General features: G+C 72.4%; 4 protein-coding genes. All 4 read left to right on the top strand.

Annotated elements, in window-relative coordinates:
* The coding region (locus ACNPM4_RS16205; protein ID WP_448986364.1) for an ABC transporter permease at nucleotides 1-922 on the top strand (922 nt) is incomplete at its 5' end.
* Nucleotides 919-1,815 (top strand): ABC transporter permease, encoded by an 897-nt coding sequence (locus ACNPM4_RS16210; protein WP_448986365.1) that lies wholly within the window; start codon nucleotides 919-921, stop codon nucleotides 1,813-1,815. The genes ACNPM4_RS16205 and ACNPM4_RS16210, both read left to right, overlap by 4 nt.
* Entirely contained in the window at nucleotides 1,812-3,443 is a 1,632-nt protein-coding gene (locus ACNPM4_RS16215; protein ID WP_448986366.1) for a dipeptide ABC transporter ATP-binding protein, read from the top strand. The genes ACNPM4_RS16210 and ACNPM4_RS16215 overlap by 4 nt, the downstream gene beginning before the upstream one ends.
* A partial coding sequence (locus tag ACNPM4_RS16220) for a putative FMN-dependent luciferase-like monooxygenase (protein WP_448986367.1) occupies nucleotides 3,440-4,458 on the top strand: 1,019 nt, incomplete at its 3' end. The genes ACNPM4_RS16215 and ACNPM4_RS16220, both read left to right, overlap by 4 nt.

Here is a 4,458-nt window from a genome sequence, read left to right on the forward strand (position 1 = left end):
CGGGGCCTTCACGGCCACCTTCTTCCTGCTGCAGCTGCTGCCGGGCGATGCGATCCTGATCAAGTTCTCCGACCCCAGCCTCGGGCTGTCGCCGGATCAGCTCGACAGCATCCGCGCCACCTACGGCGCAGACCTGCCGTGGTGGGAGCAGTACGTGCACGCGGGACTCGGCTTCCTCGCCGGGGACTTCGGGTTCTCGACCGAGTTCGGCACCCCGGTGCTGACGATGCTGGGCGAAGCGCTTCCCGCGACCCTGCTGCTCGCGTCGCTCGGACTCGTCGTGGCGCTGATCCTCGCCGTCCTCATCGCCGGGCTCTCCTCGCTCGCACCGTTCGCGTGGCTGCGCGACGGTCTGCGCCAGGTGCCGGGGCTGTTCGTGGCGGTGCCGGTCTTCTGGCTCGGCATCCTGCTCATCCAGGTGTTCTCGTTCGGACTCGGATGGGTGCCGATCGTCGGGGCCGACCCGGTGGCCGGACTCGTCCTGCCGGTGCTCACCCTCGCCGTGCCGATCTCGGCCCCGTTGGCCCAGGTGCTGGTGCGCGCGATCGACCAGGTGCAGGCGCAGCCGTTCGTCACGGTGGTGCGGGCGAAGGGCGCTCCGCCGCTGTGGGTGCTCACCCGTTCGGTGGCCCGGAACGCCGCCGTGCCGACTCTGACCATCGCCGGTGTCCTGTTCGGCGAGCTCGTCGGCGGGGCCGTGGTGACCGAGACCGTGTTCGGCCGCACGGGCATCGGCCGCCTCACCGAGCAGGCCGTCGCGAACCAGGACATCCCGGTGCTGCAGGGCGTCGTGCTGCTGTCGGCCCTCGGCTTCGTGATCATCAGCTTCGCGGTCGACCTCGTGACCCCGCTCATCGACCCCCGCCAACGCACCGTCGCCCGCGCCTCGGCGCCCCGCGCACTCCAGGAGGCGACCGCATGACCGCTCCCGTGATCATCGATTCCGTGGTCGGGCCCGACCCGGCCGCGCCCCCGCATCCGGCCGCGACCGAGACCGAGAAGGCCCCTCGCCGCCGACTGCGCGGCCGCGCCTGGGGCCTGTACCTGGCCTACGCGGTCGTCGCGCTCGCCGTGCTCTGGGCCGTCATCCCCGGGGTTTTCGCCCCCGGCGACCCGCTCACGGGCGTCCCGGCCGACAAGCTGCTCGCGCCGAGTGCCGCGCACTGGTTCGGCACCGACACCCTCGGCCGCGATCTGTTCGGCCGGGTCGTGCACGGCGCGGTGCACTCGCTCTCGGGAGCGCTCATCGCCGTCACGGTCGGCCTCGCCCTCGGCACGCTGATCGGTGCGATCGCCGGTGCCGTCGGGGGTGTGGTCGACGACGTGCTGATGCGCGTGGTCGACGTGCTGCTCGCGATCCCGGGACTGCTCCTCGCCCTCACCGTCATCATCCTGCTCGGCTTCGGCACCGTGAACGCCGCGATCGCGGTGGGTCTCGGCAGCGTCGCGGCCTTCGCCCGGCTCATGCGCGCCGAGGTCGCCCGCGTGCGGCGCACCGAGTACGTCGAAGCGGCCTTCGGCAGCGGCGGCACGTTCTTCACCGTGCTGCGCCGGCACGTGCTGCCCAACTCGCTGACGCCGATCGTCGCGCTCGCCGCGCTGCAGTTCGGGACGGCGATCCTCGCGATCTCGACGCTCGGGTTCCTCGGCTACGGTGCGCCGCCGCCCACGCCGGAGTGGGGCCTGCTGATCGCCGACGGCCGCAACTACGTGGGCACCGCCTGGTGGCTCACCGCCCTGCCCGGTCTCGTCGTGGTCGTCGTCGTCCTCAGCGCCAACCGGATCAGCCACCGCATCGGAAGGAGCGCGAAGTGAGCGCCGTCATCTCCGCCACCGATCTGCGGATCTCCTACGGCGACAAGGACCGGCGCCGCGAGGTCGTGCACGGCGTCTCGTTCGAGATCGCCGAGGGCGAGACCCTGGCGCTCGTGGGGGAGTCGGGTTCGGGCAAGTCCACCACCGCGCACGCCCTGCTCGGGCTGCTGCCCGAAGGGGGCCGCGTCGACGGCGGCCAGGTGCTGCTCGGAGACCTCGACATCTCGGGATGGTCCGACCGTGCGCTGCGCGGCATCCGCGGTCCCGAGATCGGTCTCGTACCGCAGGATCCGACCACCTCGCTCGACCCCGTGCGCACGATCGGCGCGCAGGTCGAGGAGATCCTCCGTCTGCACAGGCACCGTGATCGTCGGTCGCGGCGCGCACGCGCCATCGAGCTGCTCGACCGCGTCGGCATCGACGACCCCGACCTGCGGGCGCGCCAGTATCCGCACGAGCTCTCGGGCGGCATGCGTCAGCGCGTGCTGATCGCGACGGCGATCGCCCTGCGGCCGCGGCTCCTGATCGCCGACGAGCCGACCAGCGCGCTCGACGCCACGGTGCAGCGCAAGGTGCTCGACCTGCTCGACGAGCTGCAGCGCGAGGAAGGCACCAGCATCCTGCTCGTGACCCACGACCTCGGTGTCGCAGCCGACCGGGCCGAGCGGCTCGTCGTGCTCAAAGACGGTCGCATCGTCGAGCAGGGCTCGAGCGAGGCGGTGCTCGCCGCACCGACCGACTCGTACACGAAGCAGCTGCTCGCCGACGCTCCGGCGTTCGCGACGGGTTTCCGTCGGCCCGACGCCCCGCCGTTCCTGCGCGATGCCGCGGCGGTCGCCGCCGAGAACCCCTGGGCGATCGTCGCCGACGGACTCGTGAAGGAGTTCCGCGTCGCGGGGCGCGAGCGCTTCCGGGCCGTCGACGACGTGTCGTTCCGGGTGCGCAAGGGCACCACACATGCGCTCGTGGGGGAGTCGGGCTCGGGCAAGACCACGACGGCACGCCTCATCACCCGCTTCCACCAGCCGGATGCCGGGACGATCGAGGTCGACGGCGACGACGTGACCCACGCGAAGCGCGAGCAGCTGCGGGTGCTCCGCCGGCGCATCCAGCTCGTCTACCAGAACCCGTTCGCCTCGCTCGACCCGCGCCAGCAGATCGCGGAGATCGTCGCCGAGCCGCTGGTGAACTTCGGCGTCGGCAGCCGCACAGAGCGCCGCGAGCGCGCTCTCGCCCTCCTCGACCGGGTGTCGCTCCCCGCCGAGGTGGCACGGCGCACCCCACGAGAGCTGTCGGGCGGACAGCGGCAGCGCGTCGCGATCGCCCGCGCGCTGGCGATCGACCCCGACATCGTGGTGCTCGACGAGGCGGTGTCGGCGCTGGACGTCACGGTGCAGGCCCGCATCCTCGAGCTGCTCACCTCCCTGCAGGCCGAACTCGGGCTCACCTACCTGTTCATCTCGCACGACCTCGCGGTGGTGCGGCGGATCAGCCACACGGTCTCGGTGATGCGCCGCGGCCGGATCGTCGAGGAGGGGCAGACGGAAGACCTCTTCCGCGACCCGCAGCACGACTACACCCGGGAGCTGCTGGCCGCAGTACCGGGACGAACGGAGACCGTCGTATGACCACCCCCACCGTCGCCTTCTTCACCCGACTGCTCGACGACGCCGCTCCTGCCGAGCGATATGCGTTCGCGACCGCGCAGATCCAGCAGGCCGAGCGACACGGCATCGGACGGGCGTGGGTCGCGCAGCACCACTTCCATGCGGCCGAGGGCGGGCTGCCGTCGCCGCTGGTGTTCCTCGCGCACGTCGCCGCCGTGACCTCGAACATCCGCCTCGGCACCGGGGTGATCACGCTGCCGCTGGAGGATCCCGTGCGGGTGGCGGAGGACGCCGTGGTCGCCGATCTGCTCTCCGGGGGGCGCGTGGATCTGGGACTCGGCAGCGGCGGCACGCCCTCGTCGTTCGCACCGTTCGGCGAGGACGTGCGCGACAAGGCGCCGACCTACGACCGGAAGCTGCGGACACTGCTCGACGCTCTCGCCGGCCGTGACGTCGGGGCGGGCAACACCCTCTACCCGGATGCCGGAGATCTCGCCGACCGTGTCTGGCAGGCGACCTTCTCGGCGCCGGGCGGGCATCGGGCCGGCATCCACGGACACGGGCTGCTCCTGTCTCGCACGCAGCCGCGCAGTGCCGACCAGCTGCGCGCGCCCCTGTCTGCCCTGCAGGATCCGATCATCGACGCGTACCTCGAGGCGCTGCCGGAGGGGGTGGCGCCGCGGATCACCGCCTCGCGCACCGTGTTCGTCGCCGACGACCGTGCCGAGGCGCTGCGCTTCGCCGAGGTCGGGCTGCGCCGGGCGGCCGAGGGCTTCCGCCGGCAGGGCCAGACGATCCCGGGAGACAGTATCGACGAGCTGATCGCCGCGCTCGACACGCACCTGGGCACGCCGGAGCAGGTGGCGGAATCGCTCGCCGCCGACACCACCCTCGCCCGCGCGACCGAGGTGGCGTTCCAGGTGCACTCGGTCGACGCCCCGCACGAGCACGTGCTGCGCTCGATCGCGCTCTTCGCCGACGAGGTCGCCCCGGCCCTCGGCTACGCGCTGACCCCGACCCCGCCCCGAACCAGTAC

This window comes from Microbacterium umsixpiens (assembly GCF_053543675.1).